Genomic DNA, 18,601 nt, shown 5'->3' with positions numbered 1-18,601 from the left:
CCTTGAGCACCGTACCGCCGATAATCCTCTCATGCGAATCCGATTCACCAAAATGCAGGGCGCGGGCAACGACTTCGTCATGCTCGACGAAACCCAAAAGCCGCTGGGCCTGAGTACCGCGCAATACCGCTTCCTGGCCGACCGCCACTTCGGCGTCGGCGCCGACCAGATCCTCACGGTGCGGCCTTCCCCTGAAGCGGGCATCGACTTTGAATACGTGATCCACAACGCCGACGGCGGCGAGGTGGAGCAGTGCGGCAACGGCGCACGCTGCTTTGTGCGTTTTGTGCGCGAGCAGGGCCTGACGGCCAAGGACGTCGTGCGGGTCAAAACCCTGAGCGGCGTCATCGAGCCGCGCATGCAGGCCGACGGGCGCGTGACGGTCGATATGGGCGCGCCGGTGTTTGAGCCCGCGCGCATTCCTTTTGACGCGGCCGGTTTGAATCCCCAGGTCGAAGGTTCATGGCAAAAATGGCCTCTGGCCCTTGCTGCGCCTTGGGATTCTGCTCCTGTTTTTATAGCGGCACTGTCGATGGGCAACCCGCACGCGGTGCAGCTGGTGAGCGACGTCGACACGGCGCCGGTGCTGCAAACCGGCCCGCTGATCGAAAACCACGTGCGTTTTCCGCGCCGCGTGAACGCCGGCTTCATGCAGGTGGTCTCGCGCGGGCAGATCCGCCTTCGGGTGTTCGAACGCGGCGTGGGCGAGACGCTGGCCTGCGGCACGGGCGCCTGCGCGGCGGTAGTGGCCGGCATACGCTGGGGCCTGCTGGATGCGAAGGTGGACGTGATGACACGCGGCGGCCAGCTCACCATCGAATGGACGGGCCAGCTGGATGCGCCCGTCATGATGACCGGGCCGGCCACTACAGTGTTTGAGTCGGAGATTGAAATTCCAGAAACGATCTGAGCCTTTCGACGAAAGCGGATGTAACGCGGGCACAGTAGGCCTTTGAACCCGCCACAAAACTAAGGACAATACCGGCATGAATCCAACCGAACATCCCATCACCGAAGACGACATCGCCAACTTCCTGGCCAACACGCCGGACTTCTTCGAGCGCCACGCCGAGTTGCTGGCTTCGGTGCAGTTGTCCAGCGGCCACGGCAACCGCGCCGTCAGCCTGCAGGAGCGCCAGGCGCTCATGCTGCGCGAAAAGATCAAGGGGCTGGAAACGCGGATGGTCGACATGATCCGCCATGGCCAGGACAATGTGGCCATTGCCGACAAGATGCAGCGCTGGACGCGCAAGCTGCTGCAGTCGGCGCAGGCGCGCGACCTGCCCGGCGCGATCGTCGAAGGCATCACCACCGAATTCCAGATTCCGCAGGCTGCCATCAAGGTCTGGGACGTGAACGGCATTTTTTCGGACGAAAGTTTTGCCACCGACGTGAGCGAAGACGCCAAAACCTTTGCCTCGTCGCTGAGCACGCCTTACTGCGGCGTCAACTCGGGCTTTGAAGCCGTCAACTGGCTGCCCGAGCCGGCCGTGGCGCTGTCGATGGCGCTGATACCGCTGCGCGCGGCGGCCGGCGCTGAAGTCGGCGGCCTGCTGGTGCTGGCCTCGCCCGACCCGGAACGTTTTCACAGCGGCATGGGCACCGACTTCCTCGAACGCCTGGGTGAGCTGGCCGGCGCGGCGCTGACACGGCTGCGGCCCCAGCAGGCAGCCCACTGAACAGCTGCCGCCCCATGACGCAAACATCGCCTCTTGCGTCCGGCCCCGGCGATGCGGCGTCCGCGCCGCCACCCTTGCCCCCCTCCCACCCGCTGGTTGAGCGCTACCTCGAGCATGTGCGCGTCGAAAAGCGCCTGGCCCAGCGCACCGTCGAGCTGTATGCGCTCGATTTGCAAAAGCTCGAAGCCAATGCCCGACAGGCGAATGTCGAACTCACGGCGGTGCAGAACCTGCACATGCGCCGCTGGATGGCGCAAATGCACGGGGCGGGGCGCAGCGGCCGCGGCATCGCGCTCATCCTCTCGGGCTGGCGCGGTTTTTATACCTGGCTGGGCCGGGAAGGCCTGGTCAAGGGCAACCCGGTGCAGGACGTGCGCGCACCCAAGGCCGCCAAACCCCTGCCCAAGGCGCTGAGTGTGGACGAAGCGGTGCAACTGGCCGCCTACCAGGCCGACGTGACGCAGGGCGATCCCTTGCTGGCGCTGCGCGACCAGTGCATCACCGAGTTGCTCTACGGCTGCGGCCTGCGTATCGGCGAGCTGGTGGGCCTGAATGTGCAGGCCAGCGCGCAGGCCCGCGGCTGGATCGATGTGGAGGCGGCCGAGGCCCATGTGCTGGGCAAAGGCTCCAAGCGGCGCAGCGTGCCGGTCGGCGCTGCCGCGCTGCGCGTGCTGCAGCAGTGGCTGGCCGCACGTGCGGGCTGGGCGCGCGAAGACCCGGCCCTTTTCATCAACCAGCGCGGCACGCGCCTGACGCCCCAGCACATCCGTGTGCGGCTGAAGCAGCGCTCTTTGCAGGCCGGGCTGGCCACGCCGGTGCACCCGCACATGCTGCGCCATTCCTTTGCCAGCCATGTGCTGCAGTCCAGCGGCGATTTGCGCGCCGTGCAGGAATTGCTGGGCCACGCCAACATCACCACCACGCAGGTCTACACGCGTCTTGATTTTCAGCATCTGGCCAAGGTGTATGACGCGACGCATCCGCGTGCCTTGTCCAAGGCGCCTCTGCGTAAAGGCGCGCCGGCTGTGGTTGAAGTTGCCGCAGAGGTTGAAACCCCGGATACCGGCAAGGCAAAAAGCTGAACCCGCCGAAGCGGTTTTAGAGGGGCAGCGGCCCCAGCCGTGAGCGCCGCGGTGGCCTTGCCGGCGGCGCCTCACCGAGCATGAACACCGCGCGTTTGCTGTCAGCAGGCGCCGCTGCCAGGCGCTCTTCAAGCTGCGTCAGCAGCCCCTGCGCATTCGAGCCCTGGTGGGGCACCAGCGCGTACGCCACATGCACCTGCGCCACGCAGTCCACATGCAGGCCCTTGTACGGCATGAGGCAACGCGCCACGATGCGCGGCCCGAGCGTGCCGGCGTCTTCGGCGCTGAAAGGGCCTTCGACCAGCATGCCGAAGCGCCGCTCCGACAGTCTCGCGGCGCTGTCGATCTCGCGGGCGGTGGACAAAAGGCGCTCGGCCACACGCAGCGGCAGCTCGTCAGCGGCCTTGCGCCCGAAGTCGCGCTGGATCTGCTCGGAGTTGACCAGGTCGATGATCATCACCGCGCTCTGGTGGCGCAGCCGCTCTGAGCGCGCGATCATGCGAAAGAGGCGCTCGGCAAACACATGGCCGTTGATCAGGCCGGTCGCCGGGTCCACCCGGTCCAGGCCCTGGATACGGCGGGTGTTTTCGCGCCGGTGCTGGCTGCGCAGCATCAGCACCAGCATCACGATGGGCAGGTGCAGCGCCACGCCCAGCTGCATGCCGTGCTGCGTGAGAAAGCCGATGGGCACCAGCTCGGCGTTGCGCGCCAGCATCCAGCCCCCGGCCACCAGCACCGGCACATAGGCCAGCATCAGCCAGGGCGCAAACCGGTCGCCACGCCGCCACGCCCAGGCCAGGACCAGCATGCCGCTGAACTCCAGCAGCAGCGTGATCGGGATGAACACGTCCATGCGCGATGCGGCAGGAAGGACGGCCAGCAGCACCGCGGTGAGGGCGCCCAGCACGGCCTGGCCCACCATCAGCCAGTGCAGGCGCCGTGAGCGCTCGGGCAGCGAAGTCGCCGCTGAAATGAACAGCAGCGTGGCCGAGATCGTCAGCATGGGCAGCACCGAGGTGGCCACGTCGCTCCAGCCCGGCCAGGCGGGCCACAGGTGCAGCCCGGCGATGCCGGTGACGGTGGCCTGCGTCAGGCCCAGCAAGGTGACGCACAGGGCGTAAAAGCCGTAGGCGGCATCACGCAGCGAGACCGCGCCGAGCGCGGAGATCAGCGCGGCCAGGCCGGTCAGGCCGAAGAAGATGCCCAGGATCAGCGAGACGCGCTGCTCGGAGTAGCTCAGCCGGCCTTCGCTGATGAACTGCAGCGGGGCGCTGAAGGCGTGGCCGTTTTCCAGGCGCAGCAAATACTTGGTGGGCACCTCGGCCGACAGCGCGATGGGCAGCAGCGGGTGGCGGTGAGGCACCGGCCACTTGTTGACGGCCACCAGGTCGCCGGCGCGCTGCTCGTTCCACTGGCCCGCGCCGTCCAGGGTGTACAGCGACGCCCGGTCGATGGAGGGATAAGGCACTTCCAGGTACCAGCGCTCGGCGTCGGGCGCGGGCGGCACGTTAAAACGCACCCACATCGCCTGCCCGGTAGTGACCGGGTAGATGGCTTCGCCGCGCGTCGGCTTCCAGGGGATTTCGGCCGTGTTGGCCACCTGCTCGGGGGTGAACTGGCCGGTGGTGTCTATCCAGTAGTCGCCCCAATCCTGCAAAGTCACCGGCTGGGTGCGCGTGTCCAGGTCGAGCACGGTGCGCGAGCGCGCATCGAGGCTGGTCAGCGCCAGCAGCGAGCCCATGAGCAGGCTCATCGCCAGGCCCAGGAGCAAGGTACGGACGGCGGCAGGCTTGCGAAGACGAGGGCCTGAAGGGCCCATCATTCGCCGGAATTTCCCCAATTGCGGTGAAATGTACGTAAAAATCATTAACCCGCGATTGTCGCAAACTTTCACAAACATGACATTCCCCAGTTCTGGGGACAAGTGCAGGCGATTGCCGGCGGTTGCACGCGATTTTTGCGGCGCTGCACGGGCACGTGGGGCGCGACGGCCCAGCCGCGACAATAGCGCCATGAAAATTATTCGATTGCGGGACGGCAAAGAGCGTTCCTTGCTGCGGCGCCACCCCTGGATTTTTGACGGCGCCATCGCCAAAGGCGGCGGCGATGCCGGCGAAACGGTCAGGGTGGAAAGCCATGCCGGCCAGTTCCTGGGCTGGGCGGCGTTCAGCCCGGCCTCCAAGATCCGCGCGCGGGTGTGGAGCTTTGACGAAGCCCAGCGCATCGACGCGGCCTTCTTTTCGGCGCGCATCGCCCAGGCGCTGAAGGCGCGCGAGCTGTTTGACATCCAGAGCGACGGCCGGCGGCTGGTCCACGGCGAATCCGACGGCCTGCCGGGCCTGGTGGTGGACCGCTACGGCGACACGCTGGTGGCGCAGTTTTCCAGTTGCGGCGCCGAAAAGTGGAAAGGTGTGATCGTTGAGGCCCTGCTGGCGCAGACCGGCCTCACGCGTCTTTATGAACGCTCCGATGCGAGCTCCCGTGCGCTTGAGGGCCTGCCCGAAGTCACCGGCTGGCTGGCCGGCTCGGGTGAAACCAGCATCACCATCGCCGAGCACGGCTGGAAGCTCAGCCTGGACATCGCCGAGGGTCACAAAACCGGTTTTTACCTGGACCAGCGCGACAGCCGCGCCCGGTTTGCCGCCTACACGCGCCGGCTCAAGTTCCAGAACGTGCTCAATTGTTATTGCTATACCGGCGGTTTTACCGTGGCGGCGCTGGCTGGCGGGGCCGGGCATGTGACCTCCATCGATTCGTCCGGACCGGCGATTGAGCGGGCGCGGGCCAATGTGGCGTTGAACGGTTTTGACGCCGGCCGCACCACCATGCTCGATGCCGACGTCAACGCGTCGTTGCGCCAGTACCAGAAGGAGGGCCGGACTTTCGACGCCATCGTGCTGGACCCGCCCAAGTTCGCGCCCACCGTGACGCATGCCGACCGCGCTGCGCGCGCCTACAAGGACATCAACCGCCTGGCGCTGTCCATCCTGGCGCCCGGCGGTGTCTTGTTCACTTACTCGTGCTCGGGCGGCATCAGCGCCGACCTGTTCCACAAGATCGTCGCGTCGGCCGGCATCGATGCCAATGTGGACGCCTTTATCTCCGAGCGCATGGGCGGCGCGCCCGACCACCCCATGACCGTGGCTTTCCCCGAGGGAGAGTACCTCAAGGGGCTGGTGCTGGTGAAACGGGTGGGCGGCTGACTTTCTAGTAAAAAATGCCTGCAGTCAAGGCGGTGTATTGGCTGTTTGCTATCAAAAAAATAGCAAAAAGACGGTCGAAAGCGCCCCGGGGCTTGACACGGTCTGTAAAGTAACTGTTGGCCGAGTTGGTATTGCCCGGCCCGCCCCGGCGGACTTGAACCCGCCGCTAAACTCCCCAGCTTGGGTGCTTGCACCGCGGCGCGCCCCTCTCAATTTCCCCTCGTTTTTTAGGTAACACCATGAGCTTGATTCCCGTCACCATCCTCACCGGCTTTCTGGGCTCCGGCAAAACCACGTTGCTCAAGCGCGTGCTGACCGAGGCCCACGGCCAGAAGATCGCCGTGATCGAAAACGAATTCGGCGAGGAAAACATCGACAACGAAATCCTGGTGAACGACACCGAGGAAAACATCATCCAGATGAACAACGGCTGCATCTGCTGCTCGATCCGCGAAGACCTGCGCGAAACCCTGCAGTTGCTGGCCGCCAAAAAGCGCAAGGGCCTGCTCGACTTTGAGCGCGTGGTGATCGAAACCACCGGCCTGGCCGACCCGGGCCCGGTCGCGCAGACCTTCTTCATGGATGAAGAAATCGCCGAGCAATACCTGCTGGACTCCATCCTGACGCTGGTCGACGCCAAACATGCCGCCAACCAGCTCAACGACCGCCAGGAGGCGCGCCGCCAGGTCGGGTTTGCCGACCAGATTTTCATCAGCAAGTCGGACCTCGTTGCCAAGGACGAAGTCGAGGCCCTGATGCATCGCCTCAAGCACATGAACCCGCGCGCCCCGCAAACCGCCGTGCACTTCGGCGAAGTCGCCATCAAGGACGTGTTCGACCTGCGCGGCTTCAACCTCAACGCCAAGCTGGACATCGACCCCGATTTCCTCAAGGAAGACGACCACGCCGGTCATGACCACGGCCATGACCATGTGCACGGCGAGCATTGCGACCATCCTTCGCATGCCCATGGCGGCGAGGGCGGCCACCACCATCACCACGACGATGACGTCAAGAGCTTTGTGTTCAGGTCCGACAAGGCTTTCAGCCCCGCCAAGCTGGAGGATTTCCTGGGCGCGGTGGTCAACATCTACGGCCCGCGCATGCTGCGCTACAAGGGCGTGCTGAACATGGAAGGCACCGACCGCAAGGTGATCTTCCAGGGCGTGCACCAGCTCATGGGCAGCGACCTCGGGCCCGCCTGGGCAGAGGGCGAGAAGAAAAACAGCAAGATGGTCTTCATCGGCATTGATTTGCCTAAAGATATTTTCGTACAGGGCCTGGAGCAGTGCCTGGTTTGAGGTAGGCTGTCCGCCTGTAGCCTATAAAAGGCGGAGGGCCTCATGTTTGTCTCGATTCTCCAACGATTTGTTTGCCGGGTAATACAGCTGGCTGGCGAGCCGCTACAATCGCGCGCCGACCAAAATACCCGAAAAATCGAATCGGGAGCCCCGTCGAGGACGGGCATGCGGCAGACAAACCAGGAAATCTGGCAACAGGAAGGGTCGGACCGCGTAGCGGCGGTTTGGCCAGGAAGCCGTCTCAGGGCCCTGAAAGTGGTTCCGGTACAGCTTTCCAGAGGAGACACATTGTGAAAGCCCAAGCGAAGAAGACCAAGCCGGCCGCCAAGGCCCCCGCCAAAGCGGTTGCCAAAGCAGCCGTGAAAGCCAAGCCAGCGTCCAAGACGGCAGCCAGGACAGTGAAACAAGCTGCCAAACCTGTCGCCAAAGCCAAACCGGCCGCCAAAGCCGCGGCTACCAAAAAACCTGCTCCCGCAGCCGCCAAAAAAACCGCTGCCAAGCCCGCGCCGTCAAAAGCCAAGGCCGTTGCCAAACCCGCCAAGCCTGTGCCCAAATCGCCGCCAAAACCGTCCGCCAAACCTGCTGCAAAACCTGCCGCCAAACCCGCTGCGAAACCCGTCGCCAAGCCGCAGCCCAAAGCACCCGTCAAGCCAGTGGCCAAAGCCGCTGCGCCCGTGGCAGCCCCGGCCCCGGCGCCGGCTCCCGTCAGGGCCGGGCTGATCGCTCCGCCACCCCTGAAGCCCGGCCGGCGCAGTTCCGCCCGGGTGGCCACCCAATCTCCCCCTCCCGCACCCATGGTGCCAACCCATGCGCCTGACGCAGCCAAAGCCAGTTACTCAACAATGACCGAACGCGTGATCGCGCCGCCACCCCAGGCGGCGGCCAAAAAAGACCCCAAGCTTGCCAACAACTGGAAGACCAAATCCGCCGAGCAGCTGACCGACGACGAAGTCAAGGCCATGCCTGACTCCGAGTACATGAACGAAAAGCAGCTCGCGTTCTTTCGCCACAAGCTGTCGGTGCTCAAGCAGGACATCCACAACAGCGCCGGCGAAACCACCGAGCACTTGCGTGAAGACACCGTCGTCGTTCCCGACCCGGCCGATCGCGCCACCATCGAAGAAGAACACGCTCTGGAGTTGCGTACCCGCGACCGTGAACGCAAGCTCCTCAAGAAGATCGAACAGTCCATCGCCCGCATCGACTCCGGCGACTACGGCTACTGCGACGAAACCGGCGAACCCATCGGCGTAGGCCGCCTGATCGCCCGCCCCACCGCCAATTTGTCCCTCGAAGCGCAGCAGCGCCGCGAGCTCAAGCAAAAGATGTTTGGCGATTGAGGCCAGGTTTCCGGTGAAGGATTTTTAGTCGCGCGTCATCATGTCCAAAGAAGATACCGCATCAGGCTTGCTCTCCAAGATGGTGAAGTTCGTCCGGAATCCGGCCACGAACTGGTCGGATCTGGACGCTGCGCCCACGGACCGCGACGAAGCCATGAGCAAGCAATTGCTCAAGGAAATGATCGAGCGCAAGCGGCAAAACGATTTTGTACGCAAGCGTGAATTCGACATGCTGCGCAAGATGCGCAAGCGCGAAGCCATGGTGGGCATCGGGCAAGACCCGGGCGGCAGGCCGTCCTTCTTCCAGAGCAGCATGCCGTCCAAACCCGACGACAGGGCCACCACGCTCAAGAAGATCGATGAGATCGAAGCGCAAATGTCCATGCAGTGGTGGAAAACCAAGAATGGCGACGCCGACAGCTCGACGCCTCCTTCCGTGCCGCATGGCCGCAGCACCGCATCGGTTCATGCGCCCCTGATGGACAACGCGCTGCCGGCCGCCTACCGGCCTACGGCGCCTGCCGGGCTTCAGCCGGCGGCCGCCAAGGCGGCCCAGCCGGCCCCGGTCCCCGCGCACGACCCGGACCCGACCGCACCTGATTCCCTGTCCGTTGCGCTGGCAGAAGCCCGTGCAGGTGGTTCTTTGGCCAGGCCGGCGCCAGCCGCCCCGCCCGCGGCTCCCGCAGGCGCCAACAGCAACTTTGACAGCAGCGCATCCGGTTTTTCCGCCTCCAAGTTCAATGCCGTCGATGTCGAAGAAGTGGCGCACGACGCCGAGCTCGAAGAGGCCGCCATCCGGTTTGCCAACGGCGACGATGCCGGCGCCGAGGCCGGCTTGCTGGAGATCCTCGCGCCGGGCGCCGCACGTGCCGGCCATGCCGACACCTGGCTGACGCTGTTTGACCTGTACCGCGCCACTGCCCAGCAGGACAAATTCGAAAATGCCGCCATCCAGTTCGTCGAACGGTTTGACCGCTCGGCGCCGCAGTGGTTTTCCATGCCCGACATGGTGAAAATGCTCAGCACCCCCGAGGGCAAGGTGGCCAGCGGCAATGGCCCTGCGGCCGACTGGATCTGTCCGTCGGTGTTGGGGATACAGACCGTGGCGGCCCTCAAGGCGGCCATTGCCAAGGCGCCCATGCCGTGGCGCCTGGACTGGAAGAATCTCAAGACCATCGAGCCGGCCGCCCTTGAACCGCTGACCAAGGTGTTCAGCGGGTGGGCGGCGCAGCCCGTCCAGTTGCGTTTCCTGGGCGACTCGCAACTGCAGAGCGTGCTGGAAAACGCCACGCCGTCTGGCAACCGGGACACCGACCAGAACTGGTGGAAGCTGCGCATGGAAGCCCTGCGCGTCACACACAGGCCTGACGATTTCGAGCTGGCAGCCCTTGATTTTTGCGTGACTTACGAGGTGTCCCCGCCCGCGTGGGACAGCGCGCGCTGCGAATACAAGCCGCTGGATGCGCAGGGCGGCGTTGTCGCCGGCCAGACCATCATTGGCGATGTTTACCGCGACTCCACGCCGTCCAGCCTCAGCGCGATTGAGGGTGACACCCAGATGGACGCCATGAGCTCGCAAATGAGCAGCATCCTGTCGGTGGAGCTGTCCGGGCAGATCCAGGGTGATGCGATTGCGGTGCTGGACAAGCTGGAAGTCAAACTCATGGGCGCCGACATGATGCTGATCTCCTGCTCCAAATTGATCCGTGTCGATTTCTCTGCCGCCGGCACACTCCTGAACTGGGTGTCCGCCCGCGAGGCCGAAAACCGGTCCGTGCAGTTCTCCGACGTCAACCGGCTGGTGGCCGCCTTCTTCAACGTGATCGGCATTACCGAGCACGCCAGGGTGCTGGTTCGGGTTGACTAGCATCACGGCCGCAAGGCGCTGATCCAGCGCTGGCAGCGCTCCCGGCTTTCCGGCGGCGCTTCCTGTTTCTCCTCTTTCTCTCCTTTTTCTCTGTCTTTCCCGCTCTCGCGAGCCACCATTGCCTGTCCACCTGCGTGTCCGTGGCGCGGCAGCGCAAGTTGCACGCTCACGCAACCTTGACAGCTCTTTTGGCCTCCAGCCGTTGCGGTGATTAGGGATCCTGCTATATTTTTTATAGCTTTACGCACCCGGCCGCATCATCCAGCGTCTGGCGTTGATGTAAATACACACGTATTTTGGCCACGACCTGACTGCCCGGCCTCCATCGCTTAAAGCAATACTTTCACTGCATCTGCTAAGTGCTTAATTTAGAACGATATTTAATTATTGATCCGCATGGAGAGACGCTTCTAAGTCCTTGATTTCATTGAAAAAATTTGTTTCAAATCCCTTGTTTGCAAATGGTTTCCTGCTAAAGTGGGAAGAAGTGCAATTTAGTGGTGAAAAGTGTTTTCCAAGGGTTTGTAGCAGTGTTTCAAGGTGCCTCATCGTTAGTTCTCGATAGCAAGGGTCGGCTCTCTGTGCCGACCCGGCATCGTGACGTGCTGAGCGCCACGGCTTCCAGCCAGCTCACCATCACCAAGCACCCGCACGGCTGCCTCATGATTTTCCCCCGCAACGAGTGGGAAAAATTTCGCGACCGCATCGCCTCGCTGCCCATGCAGGCCCAATGGTGGAAGCGCATCTTCCTGGGCAACGCGATGGACGTCGACATGGACGCCACCGGCCGCGTCCTTGTGTCGCCCGAGCTGCGTGCGGCCGCCGGCATCAGCAAAGACACGGTGCTGCTCGGCATGGGCAGCTACTTCGAGCTCTGGGACGCCTCGACCTACGCGGCCCAGGAGGCTGAGCAGATGAAGGGCGAAATGCCCGATGTCTTCAGAGACTTCTCGTTCTGAAAGAAGACGGTGAACGGCACATGGATACACCGCACCGTCCTGTTGAACGAAGCCATAGCGGCGCTTCTTGTCAACCCGGACGGCCACTACGTCGACGCAACGTTCGGGCGCGGCGGGCATTCGCGCCTGCTGCTGTCGCAGCTCTCGCCCCAGGGGCGCCTCACCGCCTTCGACAAGGACCTCGACGCCATCGCCGAGGCGCAGACCATCAACGACCCGCGCTTTTCCATCCGCCACGAGGGTTTTATGCACCTGGGGCAATTGCCCGCCGCCAGCGCGGCCGGTGTGCTGATGGACCTGGGCGTCAGTTCGCCGCAAATCGACAACCCGGTGCGCGGCTTTTCGTTTCGGCAAGAGGGGCCCCTGGACATGCGCATGGACACCACGCGTGGCCAGAGCGTGGCCGAGTGGCTGGCGGATGCATCCATAGAAACCATGGCGGAGGTGATTCGTGAATATGGCGAAGAACGGTTTGCTCAACAGATTGCAAAGGCGATTGATCGTCGCCGACAGGAACGGGGCCCTCTTCGAACCACCGCTGAGCTGGCCGAAGTCGTGGCTGGCGCGGTCAAAACCCGCGAGCCGGGCAAGGACCCTGCAACGCGCACATTTCAGGCTCTTCGGATTTTCATCAACGCCGAGCTTGAAGAGCTGCAACAGGCGCTAGCCGCGTCGCTGAAAGTTCTCCAACCGGGAGGCCGTCTGGTGGTGATCAGTTTTCATTCGCTCGAAGACCGCATCGTCAAGCAATTCATCGCCGCCCATTCGCGCGAGGTGTTCGATCGCCGCGCGCCTTTTGCCGAACCCAAGGCCATGCAGCTCAAGGCGCTTGGCCGCACCAAGCCCAGCGAAGAAGAAGTGGACGGCAATCCGCGTTCGCGCAGTGCCGTGATGCGCGTCGCTGAACGCACTGAGGTGGCCGCATGAATAACGCGGTACGCGAAGCGGCAGACTTGGGAGCCAGGTTTTTCCGCCGGGCCGCCCCAAGGAAAAATGCGACCCCCTCGGGGGGCAGCGCAGTACGCGAAGCGACAAGCGTGGGGGCTATGTCATGGCAAGACTGAACATTGTGCTGTTGCTTGCGGTGCTGGTCAGTGCGCTATACCTCGTACGCACGCAGTACGAATCGCGGCGCCTGTATGTCGAGCTCGAGAAGGCGGCCGCGGAAAGCCGCAAGCTCGAAACGACCAATGAACGCCTGCAAGTGGAAAAGCGCGCGCAAGCCACGCCCTTGAAGGTTGAAAAGCTGGCCAAAGAGAAGCTGCAGATGCGCACGGTCACACCGGCCATCACGCAGTACGTGACCTACAAGGACGAGCCCGCAGCGGCCGCCTCGGCGCCGGCACCGGGGAGTGCCAGGCCATGAGCCGCAGCGTTCTTTATTCATCCAGCCCCCTGCTGGCCAGCAAGACGCCCGTCTGGCGCAGCAAATTCATTGTGGCTGGTGTGGCGCTGGCGTTTGCCGGGCTGGCCGGCCGCGCGGCCTACATCCAGATATTCGGCAACGAATTTTTCCAGCGCCAGGGTGAAGTGCGGTTTGCGCGCACGCTGGAACTGCCCGCCAACCGCGGCCGTATCCTGGACCGCAACGGCCTGATCCTCGCGTCCAGCGTGCCGGCGCCCAGCATCTGGGCCATTCCCGAAGACGTCGAAGCCAGCAAGGCGCAACTGGCTGAGCTGGCCAGGCTGCTGGAAATGCCCCTGGCCGAGCTCAACAAAAAGCTCGGTGAAGAAGACAAGACCTTTGTCTGGATCAAGCGCCAAGTGGATGAACCCGTGGCGCAAAAAATTCATGCGCTGGGCATCAAGGGCATTTACCAGCGCAAGGAATACAAGCGCCAGTATCCCGAAGGCGAAACCGTGGCCCACGTGGTGGGCTTCACCAATGTCGAGGACCGTGGCCAGGAAGGCATTGAGCTGACCTTCAACAAGGACCTGGCCGGCAAGGCCGGATCGCGCCGCGTGATCAAGGACCGCCTGGGCCGCGTCGTCGAGGACGTCGGCGAGCAGGTGCATCCCGTCGAAGGCAAGGACATCCAGCTCAGCATCGACAGCAAGGTGCAGTTCTTCGCGTACCAGAAGCTGCGCGACGCCGTCATCGCGCGCAAGGCCAAGGCCGGCAGCGTGGTGGTGCTGGACTCCACGACCGGCGAGGTGCTGGCGCTGGCCAACTATCCGAGTTATGTCCCCGACAAGCGAAAAAACCTCACCGGTGAACAACTGCGCAACCGGGCCCTGACCGACACCTTCGAGCCTGGCTCCACGATGAAGCCGATCACGGTCGCCATGGCGCTCGAGGCCGGGCGCATCAAGCCGCAAACCATCATCGAAACCGGGCCCGGCCGCTACAGCATCGGCGGTTTCACGATCAGCGACACGCACAACTACGGCACGCTGACGGTGGAAGGCGTCATCCAGAAATCCAGCAATGTCGGTGCGTTGAAGATTGCGCAAAAGATGAGCCCGCAGGAAATGTGGGAAACCTTCATGGCGCTGGGTTACGGGCAAAAGCCGCAAATCCAGTTCCCCGGCGCCGTCACGGGGCGTGTCCGGCCCTGGAAAACCTGGCGCCCGGTCGAGCAGGCGACGATGGCTTACGGTTATGGCCTGTCGGCCTCGCTGTTCCAGATGGCGCACTCCTACACCGCGTTCGCGCACGACGGCCAGATCATCCCCGCCACCATGCTCAAGAGCAGTGAGCCCGCCGTGGGCGTGCAGGTCTTTTCCGCGGAGAACGCGCACGCCGTTCGCAAGATGCTGCAGATGGCGGCTGCGCCCGGCGGCACCGGACAGCTTGCGCAGACCGTGGGCTATTCGGTGGGCGGCAAATCCGGCACGGCGCACAAGCAGGTCGGCAAAGGCTATGCCACCAACAAATACCGCGCATGGTTCACAGGCATGGCGCCCATCGAGGCGCCGCGCATCATCGTCGGCGTGATGATCGACGAGCCCAGCGACGGCAACTACTTCGGCGGCGTGGCTGCCGCACCCGTTTTCAGCGAGGTGGTGCAGCAGACGCTGCGCATGATGGGTGTGCAGCCCGACATGAGCGTCAAGCCGCAAATCACCACCCAGGCCGTGGAGGAGTCGTTTTGAGCACGCAACTCCACACCCCCGAGCAGGCAGCGGGCTGGTTGCGCGAACGCGTGAACGGCAGCCTCTGGACCGACAGCCGCAAAGTGGCGCAGGGCGACGGCTTCATTGCCTGGCCGGGCGCTGCGACGGACGGCCGTAAATTTGTGGGCGCCGTGCTGGCCGCCGGCGCCAAGGCCTGCCTGGTCGAGCAGGACGGCGCGGCCGACTACGGATTCGATGACGAGAAAGTGGCTGCTTACGCGGGCCTCAAGGCCGCAACCGGGCCGATTGCCTCTGCCTACTTCAACGAACCGAGCCGGCAGTTGCGGATTTCCGCCGTCACCGGCACCAACGGAAAAACCTCCACAGCCTGGTGGCTGGCCCAGGCCCTGGGCCGCATCGGGCACAAGTGCGGGGTCGTGGGAACCCTGGGCATCGGCGAACCCGGTGCCATGGTGTCCAACGGCCTGACGACGCCTGACCCGGTGCTGCTGCAGCAAGCGCTGCGGCGCTTCGCCGACGAAGGGTTTGCCGCATGCGCCCTTGAAGCGTCTTCCATCGGTGTGGTCGAGCACCGCCTGGATGCCACCGCCATTGAAGTGGCGATTTTCACCAACTTCACCCAGGACCACCTCGACTACCACGCATCGATGGATGCGTACTGGGAGGCCAAGGCTGCGCTCTTCGGCTGGCCGGGCCTGAAGGCGGCGGTCATCAATATCGACGACAGCAAGGGAGCCGAGCTCAACGCCTCACTGGAAGGCCGCGGGCTCGATCTCTGGACCGTGTCGTGCGCAGAGCCCGCACGCCTGCAGGCGCAAGCGATTGAGCATGGCGCCGATGCGCTGAGTTTTGATGTGGTCGAGGGCAGCGAGCGCCACCGGGTGCACGCGCAGGTGGTGGGCCAGTACAACGTGTCGAACCTGCTCGGCGTCCTGGCGGCGCTTCGTGCGATGGGCATCGCCCTGGCCGACGCCGTGGGCGCCTGCACTGGTTTGCTGCCGGTTCCGGGGCGCACCGAGACGCTGGCCATGCCAGGCCTGCCGCTGGTGGTCATCGACTACGCGCACACGCCGGACGCCCTCGAAAAAGTATTGCTGGCGCTCAAGCCCTCGGCCGCGCGCCGGGGCGGGCGGCTCTGGTGTGTATTTGGCTGCGGCGGTGACCGCGATGCCACCAAGCGCCCGCTGATGGCGGCCGTCGCTGAAAAAGCCGCGGACCAGATTGTGGTGACCAGCGACAACCCGCGCGGCGAAAACCCGCTGGCCATCATCTGCCAGGTGTTGCTCGGCTTGAGCCACCGGGATGCCGTGCACGTGCAGGCTGACCGTGCCGCCGCCATCACGCACGCCTTGAGTTTGGCCCAACCGCAAGACGTGGTGCTGCTGGCCGGCAAGGGCCATGAAAGTTTTCAGGAGATCAGCGGCCAGAAGCTGCCGTTTTCCGACCGTGAACATGCGCAGGCGGCCCTGGATGCCCGCGCCGCCGCGGCCGGTGTGCAAGGGGGCCGCTCATGATGCGCTTGCAGCAAGCCATGGGCTGGGTGAATTCGGCGCGTCTGGTGGGGGACGCCGGCGTCACGGCCTTGCGGGTGAACACCGATACACGCAGCCTGCAGGCGGGTGATCTGTTTGTCGCCCTCAAGGGCGAGCGTTTCGACGCGCACGAGTTTCTGGCGCAGGCCAAAGTGCAGGGCGCAGTGGCGGCCATTGCGCACCATGGGCTGGCCGAGGCTGGCTTGCCGGGGCTGGAAGTGCCCGACACCCGGCTGGCGCTGGGCCAGCTTGCCGCCGGCTGGCGGTCGCAGTTCCGCCTGCCCCTGGTGGCGGTGACGGGCAGCAACGGCAAGACCACCGTCACGCAGATGATCGCGTCGATCTTGCGCGCATGGAAACTCGACAAGGCCTTTGCGACCGAAGGCAACCTCAACAACGACATCGGCGTGCCGCTCACGCTGCTGCGCCTGTCTGCGGCCCATGAAGCCGGCGTGGTCGAACTGGGCATGAACCACCCGGGCGAGATCGCCTACCTGGCCGAAATTGCAAAGCCCACCGTCGCATTGGTCAACAACGCGCAGCGTGAGCATCTTGAGTTCATGGCAACGGTGGAGGCTGTCGCCCGCGAAAACGGCTCCGTGTTCCGGTCGCTGGCTGCGGACGGGACTGCGGTCTTCCCGGCCGACGATGCGTACACGCCGCTTTGGCGCGGCCTCGTGGGTTCGCGCAAGGTGCTGACATTTGCACTCTCAGGCCCCGCCGATGTCACCGGCGCCGCGCAGTGGGAGGACGGCTGCTGGAAGGTCACGGCGGCTACGCCCGCAGGCGCTGCCGTCTTTTCACTGCATATCGCCGGCAGGCACAACGTCAAGAATGCATTAGCCGCCACGGCCTGCGCGTTGGCTGCGGGTGTGCCGCTGGCCTCCATTTCTGCAGGCTTGTCGGCCTTTGTCCCGGTCAAGGGCCGCTCACGCGCCATTGCCGTGGCACTGCCCGGCCGTGTGCTGACGCTGGTGGACGACACCTACAACGCCAATCCCGACTCCATGCACGCCGCGCTGGAAGTGCTGGCCGAACTGCCCGGCCCGCGCCTGATGGTGATGGGCGATATGGGCGAGGTCGGCGACCAGGGCCCGCAGTTCCATGACGAAGCCGGGCGGCATGCACGCGCCCTGGGCATTGAAAAGCTTTTCACCTTGGGGGAACAGTCGAAAAACGCGGCGGCGGGCTTTGGCCAGGCGCAGGTTTTCGGCGACGTGGATGCGCTCATCGCCACCGTGCTGGCCGAACTCCCCCACACCGGCAGTGTGCTGGTGAAAGGCTCACGCTTCATGAAGATGGAACGTGTGGTGCAAGCCATCACCGCGCACGCACAAGACCCAACACAACAACATCACCATCAAAAGGGAGGGCCCCATGCTGCTTAGTCTGGCCCAGTGGCTCCAGTCGATTTCCCCCGAGTTCGGGGTCTTCCGGGTGTTCCAGTACCTGACCTTCCGCGCCGTCATGGCCGCGCTCACGGCGCTGCTGATCGGCCTGCTGGCCGGGCCCTTTGTGATCCGGCGTCTCATCGCGCTCAAGATCGGCCAGCCCATCCGCGAATACGCGATGCAGACACACCTGAGCAAGAGCGGCACGCCCACCATGGGCGGTGTGCTGATCCTGCTGGCCATCGGCATCTCCACGCTGCTGTGGTTCGACCTGTCCAACCGTTTTGTCTGGATCGTCCTGATCGTCACGCTGGGTTTCGGCGCCATCGGCTGGGCAGACGACTGGCGCAAGGTCGTGCTCAAGGACCCGGAAGGCATGCGCTCGCGTGAGAAATACATGTGGCAGTCCATCATCGGGCTGGTCGCGGCGCTCTACCTGGTGTTCAGCATTTCCGAGAGCTCCAACATGCGTGTGCTGGAGCTGTTCTTCAGCTGGGTGCAGTCGGGCTTTGACGTGAACCTGCCGCCCAAGGCCGGTTTGCTGGTGCCCTTCGTCAAGGAAATCAGCTACCCGCTGGGCGTGTTCGGCTTCGTGATCCTGACCTACCTGGTGATCGTGGGCTCCAGCAATGCCGTCAACCTGACAGACGGTCTGGACGGCCTGGCCATCATGCCCGTGGTCATGGTGGGCTCGGCGCTCGGTGTGTTTGCCTACGTCACCGGCAGCTCGGTCTACTCCAAATACCTCTTCTTCCCGCACATCCCAGGCTCGGGCGAATTGCTGATCTTCTGCTCGGCCATGGCCGGCGCCGGCCTGGCTTTCCTGTGGTTCAACACGCATCCGGCCCAGGTCTTCATGGGCGACGTGGGCGCGCTGGCGCTGGGCGCCGCGCTGGGCACCATCGCCGTCATCGTGCGCCAGGAAATCGTGCTGGCCATCATGGGCGGCATCTTTGTCGTTGAGGCCCTCTCCGTGATGATGCAGGTGACCTGGTTCAAGTACACCAAGAAGCGGTACGGCGAGGGTCGCCGCATCCTCAAGATGGCACCGCTTCACCACCACTTTGAAAAGAGCGGCTGGAAGGAAACGCAGGTCGTCGTGCGTTTCTGGATCATCACCATGCTGCTGTGCCTCATCGGCCTTTCCACCTTGAAGCTCAGGTAACAAG

Annotated in this window: 15 protein-coding genes; 14 read left to right on the top strand and 1 reads right to left on the bottom strand. The window is 64.1% G+C overall.

The window, feature by feature from the left end; translation table 11 throughout:
* Positions 1-31 precede the first annotated feature (31 nt).
* The 3 genes from dapF (at position 32) to DT070_RS02980 (ending at position 2,761) form a co-directional block, all read left to right on the top strand.
* Positions 32-910, top strand: a complete 879-nt coding sequence (dapF, locus tag DT070_RS02990) for a diaminopimelate epimerase (protein WP_122954068.1) — start codon at positions 32-34, stop codon at positions 908-910.
* Between the two features lie 76 nt (positions 911-986).
* Positions 987-1,679 carry a DUF484 family protein gene (locus DT070_RS02985; protein ID WP_122954067.1) on the top strand — a complete coding sequence of 231 codons (693 nt, stop codon included), beginning with the start codon at positions 987-989 and terminating at the stop codon, positions 1,677-1,679.
* 14 nt (positions 1,680-1,693) lie between these two features.
* Positions 1,694-2,761 (top strand): tyrosine recombinase XerC, encoded by a 1,068-nt coding sequence (locus DT070_RS02980; protein WP_228778589.1) that lies wholly within the window; start codon positions 1,694-1,696, stop codon positions 2,759-2,761.
* 16 nt (positions 2,762-2,777) lie between these two features.
* On the opposite strand, the gene DT070_RS02975 is transcribed toward DT070_RS02980, so the two are convergent.
* Entirely contained in the window at positions 2,778-4,583 is a 1,806-nt protein-coding gene (locus tag DT070_RS02975; RefSeq protein ID WP_228778590.1) for a 7TM diverse intracellular signaling domain-containing protein, read from the bottom strand.
* Positions 4,584-4,773: 190 nt separating this feature from the next.
* Here DT070_RS02975 and DT070_RS02970 point away from each other — a divergent pair, with 190 nt between their 5' ends.
* The 11 genes from DT070_RS02970 (at position 4,774) to mraY (ending at position 18,597) form a co-directional block, all read left to right on the top strand.
* The gene (locus DT070_RS02970) at positions 4,774-5,964 is read left to right on the top strand and encodes a class I SAM-dependent rRNA methyltransferase (protein WP_122954066.1); all 1,191 of its coding nucleotides are present in this window, start codon (positions 4,774-4,776) and stop codon (positions 5,962-5,964) included.
* 239 nt (positions 5,965-6,203) lie between these two features.
* On the top strand, positions 6,204-7,265 hold the full coding sequence (locus DT070_RS02965) for a GTP-binding protein (RefSeq protein ID WP_122954065.1): 1,062 nt from the start codon (positions 6,204-6,206) through the stop codon (positions 7,263-7,265).
* A 290-nt stretch (positions 7,266-7,555) separates the two neighbouring features.
* On the top strand, positions 7,556-8,605 hold the full coding sequence (gene dksA, locus DT070_RS02960) for an RNA polymerase-binding protein DksA (protein ID WP_122954064.1): 1,050 nt from the start codon (positions 7,556-7,558) through the stop codon (positions 8,603-8,605).
* Positions 8,606-8,645: 40 nt separating this feature from the next.
* Positions 8,646-10,472, top strand: coding sequence for an STAS domain-containing protein (locus tag DT070_RS02955; protein ID WP_122954063.1), 1,827 nt, complete (start codon positions 8,646-8,648; stop codon positions 10,470-10,472).
* A gap of 530 nt (positions 10,473-11,002) precedes the next feature.
* The gene (gene mraZ, locus DT070_RS02950) at positions 11,003-11,431 is read left to right on the top strand and encodes a division/cell wall cluster transcriptional repressor MraZ (RefSeq protein WP_122954062.1); all 429 of its coding nucleotides are present in this window, start codon (positions 11,003-11,005) and stop codon (positions 11,429-11,431) included.
* 9 nt (positions 11,432-11,440) lie between these two features.
* Positions 11,441-12,358 (top strand): 16S rRNA (cytosine(1402)-N(4))-methyltransferase RsmH, encoded by a 918-nt coding sequence (rsmH, locus tag DT070_RS02945; RefSeq protein ID WP_122954061.1) that lies wholly within the window; start codon positions 11,441-11,443, stop codon positions 12,356-12,358.
* A 124-nt stretch (positions 12,359-12,482) separates the two neighbouring features.
* Complete coding sequence (gene ftsL / locus DT070_RS02940; protein WP_122954060.1) at positions 12,483-12,797, top strand: cell division protein FtsL; 315 nt, start codon at positions 12,483-12,485, stop codon at positions 12,795-12,797.
* Positions 12,794-14,527 carry a penicillin-binding protein 2 gene (locus DT070_RS02935; protein WP_122954059.1) on the top strand — a complete coding sequence of 578 codons (1,734 nt, stop codon included), beginning with the start codon at positions 12,794-12,796 and terminating at the stop codon, positions 14,525-14,527. Before ftsL ends, DT070_RS02935 begins: the two co-directional genes overlap by 4 nt.
* The gene (locus tag DT070_RS02930; protein WP_122954058.1) at positions 14,524-16,023 is read left to right on the top strand and encodes a UDP-N-acetylmuramoyl-L-alanyl-D-glutamate--2,6-diaminopimelate ligase; all 1,500 of its coding nucleotides are present in this window, start codon (positions 14,524-14,526) and stop codon (positions 16,021-16,023) included. The genes DT070_RS02935 and DT070_RS02930 overlap by 4 nt, the downstream gene beginning before the upstream one ends.
* Complete coding sequence (gene murF, locus DT070_RS02925; protein ID WP_122954057.1) at positions 16,020-17,429, top strand: UDP-N-acetylmuramoyl-tripeptide--D-alanyl-D-alanine ligase; 1,410 nt, start codon at positions 16,020-16,022, stop codon at positions 17,427-17,429. Before DT070_RS02930 ends, murF begins: the two co-directional genes overlap by 4 nt.
* The gene (gene mraY, locus DT070_RS02920; RefSeq protein WP_122954056.1) at positions 17,419-18,597 is read left to right on the top strand and encodes a phospho-N-acetylmuramoyl-pentapeptide-transferase; all 1,179 of its coding nucleotides are present in this window, start codon (positions 17,419-17,421) and stop codon (positions 18,595-18,597) included. The genes murF and mraY overlap by 11 nt, the downstream gene beginning before the upstream one ends.
* Positions 18,598-18,601: the final 4 nt, after the last annotated feature.

Source organism: Polaromonas sp. SP1, from assembly GCF_003711205.1.
In the GTDB taxonomy this organism is placed as follows: domain Bacteria; phylum Pseudomonadota; class Gammaproteobacteria; order Burkholderiales; family Burkholderiaceae_C; genus Polaromonas.
The sequence above is the reverse complement of the archived record's forward strand: the minus strand, read 5'-3'. Positions and strand labels throughout refer to the sequence as shown.